Source organism: Phenylobacterium sp. (assembly GCF_031425575.1).
GTDB lineage: Bacteria > Pseudomonadota > Alphaproteobacteria > Caulobacterales > Caulobacteraceae > Phenylobacterium.
In genome coordinates this window covers 1-4,940 of the sequence record NZ_JANPJP010000266.1, presented here as the reverse complement: position 1 = coordinate 4,940, position 4,940 = coordinate 1, and the positions used below count along the sequence as shown (strand labels likewise).

General features: G+C 69.0%; 5 protein-coding genes. All 5 read right to left on the bottom strand.

Features of this window, described 5'->3' with window-relative positions; translation table 11 throughout:
• Positions 1-8 precede the first annotated feature (8 nt).
• On the bottom strand, positions 9-1,481 hold the full coding sequence (gene gatA, locus RMO97_RS15345; RefSeq protein WP_310541914.1) for an Asp-tRNA(Asn)/Glu-tRNA(Gln) amidotransferase subunit GatA: 1,473 nt from the start codon (positions 1,479-1,481) through the stop codon (positions 9-11).
• Positions 1,482-1,485: 4 nt separating this feature from the next.
• Positions 1,486-1,773, bottom strand: coding sequence for an Asp-tRNA(Asn)/Glu-tRNA(Gln) amidotransferase subunit GatC (gene gatC, locus RMO97_RS15340; RefSeq protein ID WP_310541913.1), 288 nt, complete (start codon positions 1,771-1,773; stop codon positions 1,486-1,488).
• Between the two features lie 79 nt (positions 1,774-1,852).
• On the bottom strand, positions 1,853-4,159 hold the full coding sequence (locus RMO97_RS15335; protein ID WP_310541912.1) for an ATP-binding protein: 2,307 nt from the start codon (positions 4,157-4,159) through the stop codon (positions 1,853-1,855).
• A gap of 267 nt (positions 4,160-4,426) precedes the next feature.
• On the bottom strand, positions 4,427-4,567 hold the full coding sequence (locus RMO97_RS15330) for a hypothetical protein (RefSeq protein ID WP_310541911.1): 141 nt from the start codon (positions 4,565-4,567) through the stop codon (positions 4,427-4,429).
• Positions 4,568-4,710: 143 nt separating this feature from the next.
• A partial coding sequence (locus tag RMO97_RS15325) for a hypothetical protein (RefSeq protein WP_310541910.1) occupies positions 4,711-4,940 on the bottom strand: 230 nt, incomplete at its 5' end.

Below are 4,940 nucleotides of genomic sequence, written 5' to 3'. Positions count from 1 at the left end.
CTTTTTTGTCACCACCAGCGGGTGGGCTTGGCGCGGAAATCTGCAGCCTTTTCAAGGGCTCCGCCGAGGGAGAACAGGGTTCCCTCGTCCAACGCCTTGCCGATCAGCTGGAGGCCCAGGGGCAGGCCCTTGTGGTCGAGGCCCGCGGGGATGGACATGCCGGGCAGGCCCGCCAGGTTCACCGTCACCGTGAAGATGTCGTTGAGGTACATGGCCACCGGATCATCGGCGTTGTCGCCGAGGGCGAAGGCGGCGGACGGTGCGGTGGGGGTCAGCAGGGCGTCGACCTTCTGGAAGGCCTGGTCGAAGTCGTCGGCGATACGGCGGCGCACCTTGAGGGCCTTGACGTAATAGGCGTCGTAATAGCCCGCCGAGAGCACATATGTGCCGATCATGATGCGGCGCTTGACCTCGGTCCCGAAGCCCGCGGCGCGGGTCTTCTCATAGGTGTCGGTGAGGTTGGCGCCCTCGACCCGCAGGCCGTAGCGCATGCTGTCATAGCGGGCGAGGTTCGAGGAGGCCTCGGCGGGCGCCACGATGTAGTAGGCCGGCAGGGCGTACTTGGTGTGCGGCAGGGACACCTCGACGATCTCGCAGCCGGCGTCCTTCAGCCAGGCGATGCCCTGTTCCCAGAGCTTCTCGATCTCGGCGGGCATGCCGTCGACGCGGTACTCCTTGGGGATACCGATCCGCAGGCCCTTCACAGACTTGCCGACAAAGCTCGGGAAATCAGGGACTTCGATGTCCAGGCTGGTGGAGTCCTTGGCGTCGTGGCCGGACATGGACTTCAGCAGGATGGCGGCGTCTTCCACCGTCTTGGCGATGGGGCCGGCCTGGTCCAGGGACGAGGCGAAGGCCACCACGCCCCAGCGCGAGCAGCGGCCATAGGTCGGCTTGATCCCCACCGTGCCGGTGAAGGCGGCGGGCTGGCGGATGCTGCCACCGGTGTCAGTGGCTGTTGCCCCCAGGCAGAGGTCAGCGGCGACGGCGGTGGCCGACCCGCCCGACGAGCCGCCCGGCGTCAGCTTGCTGTTGGAGCCCTCGGCGCGCCAGGGATTGACCACCGGCCCGAAGGCGCTGGTTTCGTTGGAGGAGCCCATGGCGAACTCATCCAGGTTGAGCTTGCCCAGCATCACCGCCCCATCGCGCCACAACTGGCTGGTGATGGTGGATTCGTAGGTGGGCACGAAGTTGCCCAGGATGTTGGAGCAGGCGGTGGTGCGGACGCCTTCGGTGCAGAACAGGTCCTTGATCCCCAGCGGCGCGCCGTCCAGGGCGCCGGCCTCCCCCTTGGCCCGGCGGGCGTCGGAGGCGGCGGCCATATCGAGGGCCTTCTCGGGCGTCTCGAGGATGTAGGCGTTCAGTGGCCTGGCGGCGGCCACGGCGTCGACGTGGGCCTGGGTCAGTTCGACCGAGGAGAAGGACTTGTCGGCGAGGCCGGCGAGCGCGGCCTTCAGCGTGAGGGAGGTCAGGTTGGACATGATCTTACTCGACCACCTTGGGGACGACGAAGAAGCCGCCCACGGTCTTGGGGGCGTTGGAGAGCACCCGGGCGGAATCGCCGCCGTCGCTGACGACGTCGTCACGCATCGGCGCGGCCACGGCGACGGCGGAGGTCATCGGCTCCACCCCGTCGGTATCGACCTCGGCCAACTGCTCGATCCAGTCCATGATGCCGCTGAGCTCCTTGGCCAGCGGTTCGATGCGGTCTTCGGGCTCGGCGATGCGGGCCAGTCTGGCGACCTTTCGGACGGTCGCCGCGTCGATGGCCATGGGGGCCTCCTGATTGTTCGACGCAGGGGTTAGCCGTGCGGCCCCGCCTTTGACAAGCGATCCCTGTGCGGAAGTCGTCTCAGGCGGCCTGGGCGGCGGGCTCGGAGGCGCCGTCGAGGGCGGCCTCAATGGCGGCGAACAGCTTCTCGGCCTCGATGGGCTTGGCCACGACGCCGCTCATGCCGACGGCGAGATACTCCGCCACCTGCTCGGCCATGACATTGGCGGTGACCGCTACGATGGGGGTCGGCGCAGCGCCGCGCTCGGCCTCGCCCTGGCGGATGGCGAGCGTTGCCTCGACCCCGCCCATCTCCGGCATCTGGATATCCATTAGCACCAGATCAAAGCCGCCGGCCGCGAACAGCTCGGCGGCCTCGCGGCCGTTCTGCGCGATGGTGAGGTCCACGCCGAAGGGCTCCAGCAGGGAGGTCAGGATCAGCTGGTTGGTCTTGTTGTCCTCGGCCGCCAGGACCCGCAGCGGCGGGGCGTCGGCGGCGGGTTCCATATCGGCGCACACCACGGGCGCGGGCGCTTCGGGCGCGGGCGCCTCGGGCGCGGCGGCTTGCGACGCGGGCGCGGCGGCGGCCGGCCTCTCCAGCGGAACCTCCAGGGTGAAGACAGAGCCCCTGCCCTCCTGGCTGGCGGCGGTGATCCGCCCCCCCATCAAGGCGGCCATCTCGCGGGCGACGGAAAGGCCCAGGCCGGCGCCGCCGGTGGTCCGCGTGGCCGAGGCGTCCACCTGGCTGAAGGCCGCGAAGACTTCCTCGATCCACTTGGCCGGGATGCCGACACCGGTGTCAGCGACCCGGAACCGGACGGTCGTCTCCGCGTGGTCCACGGCGACGGTGACCCCGCCAGCCTGGGTGAACTTCACGGCGTTGGAGACCAGGTTGGCCAGCACCTGGGCCAGACGCCCGGCGTCGCCCCGCCAGCGGCCCTGGCTCTCGGCGGCCACGGCGATGTCGAAGCTGAGCCCCTTGGCCTCCGCCGCCGCAGTCTCCGCCTTGCAAGCCTTGCGAACCACCGCGGCAAGGTCGAAGTCGGCGACCTCCAGGGTGGCCTTGACGGCCTTGGAGATCTCCAGAACCCCGTTGAGGATCTTCAGCAGGGCCTCGCCGGACTCGCGGATCACCGTCAGGCGCTCCGCGTGGGCGGCGTTGGCCGGTTCGCGCGCCATGATCTGCGCCATGCCCAGAATGCCGTTCAGGGGGGTGCGGATCTCGTGGCTCATATTGGAGAGGAAGTCGCTCTTGGCGCGGTTGGCGGCCTGCGCCTTCTCGGTTGAGAGTTTCAGGGCGCGTTCGCGTTCGCGGATTCCCTGGGCCATGGCGTTGAAGCTGCGTTCCAGGGAGCCGATCTCGTCGGTCCCGGCGGCCTCGACCTGAACGGCCTCCCCGCGCTCCAGCCGCTCGGCGGCGTCGCGCAGGGCCAGCAGGGGCCGGGTGACGTTGCGGGCCAGCGCCCAGCTGCCGGCGGCGATCACCCCGACCCCCATCACGGCCAGCAGCAGCATGGCGCCCAGCAGCCAGCCATAGGGCTTGAGCGCCAGGGCCAGCGGATAGCGCAGCAGCAGGACGACCTGGTCCTGGGCGATGGCGGTGATCGGCTTGATCACCGCCACGGCTGGGCCGATGCGGGTGACCCTGGCCTGGCGCTTGGATTTCGGCGCGTCGAGGAAGGCGCCCACCGCCTCCAGCTCGGCGGTGGAGACCGCCCAGGTGTTGGCCTTCCAGCCGCCGTTGACGCCGCGCACTAGCACCACCGGCTGCAGGGGGATGGCGGAGAACTGCTCCAGGGCCTTCATCTCGGCCTGGTCCAGCCGGACAGCGAACACCACCCAGCCGCTGAGCATGGGGGTCAGGATGGGGGCCGAGACCGCCTCATAGGGCGTACCGTCCATGACGAAGACGCCTGAGGCGGTGTCCCGGGCGGCGATGGCCTCCAGCACCGCGTCGCTGGGACGGGCCCGCGACGCGCTGGACGCGGTGAGCACCTTGCCGTCAAGGCCCACGACGAAGGCCGCGTCGATTCCCAGGCGAGTGCGCAGGTTGTCCAGGGCCGACTGGATGGTGGCCGCGTCCTGGGTGGCGACGGCGGCGCGGAAACCAAAGTCGCGGGCGAGCACATTGGCGCCGCTCTCCAGCTCGCGGGAGCGCAGGGCCCAGATGCGCTCGAAGACCATGCCGCTGACCGCCAGCTCATCGCGGACGATGCGCTCGGCGTTGCGGGCGACGGCGGCGTAGACCGCCGAAAGGATGACGAAGAGGATGGCGACGAACAGTCCGGCATAGAGCACGGTCAGCTTAGTTCGCAGCCGGGTGAACCGGGGCGCACGCAGGCTGGCGCCGCGCTGGAGCATCCCGGCCAGGTTCGGAAGTTTGGGCATTCCTGTCGGTCATCCCCGGAGGCGGCGACCCGCTGCCTGACGTCAAGGGATGACTAGCTGGGAGACTCTAAGGTCGGGTGAACACTTTGCGCGCTAGGTGCGGCAGGACGCCGCGGTGGGGTGGCGCGAACGGGAACACCGAGCGCGACGGGCAGTCAGCCAAGACCGAGGCCCACTCAAGGGCTGAGTTGGGCTCTTAGCCGTCGTTACCAATGTCCGCTCTGGGGCAGGCGGCCAGCAGGTCGGCTGCGACGATCAGGTTGGGCCCTAGGGCGACTTTCGGAAGGTCCTCTTTATGGCGCAGGGCAAGGCCTGGGTGACATAGCCCCGCGAGTCGTCGGCCAGATTGCGGGGATCGCGCATGCAAGCCGCGTCCGGCGGGCTGTCGGCGACGCTGCGGGTCATCATGCGCTCGGAATGACCCTGGGACAGGTGCGTGACGAACAGCCGCGTCAGGGCCTCGAGGCCCTCGGCTTGCCTCTACCGGCTTCTCGATGTCGTGTCCGGCTCTCCGGCGTCGGGCCTGTGGCCGGCGCCGGAGAGCCGCTGGTTCAGATGAACACGAAGTTGTCTGCGCTGAATTCATTCAGACTAATGTCTGCGACGGTAATCGAGTTGCCGCCATCGAGTTGGATGCGGATCCCGTATGAATCATCACGTGTTGCGGCGTTCAGTACCTGCGCCAGGCTGCTGAAGCCGTAAGCGGAGAGGTCGATCACGTCGTGGCCCGGGCCCGCGCCGGGCCGGAATCCGTAGAGCTGATCGTGTCCGCTTCCCGGCC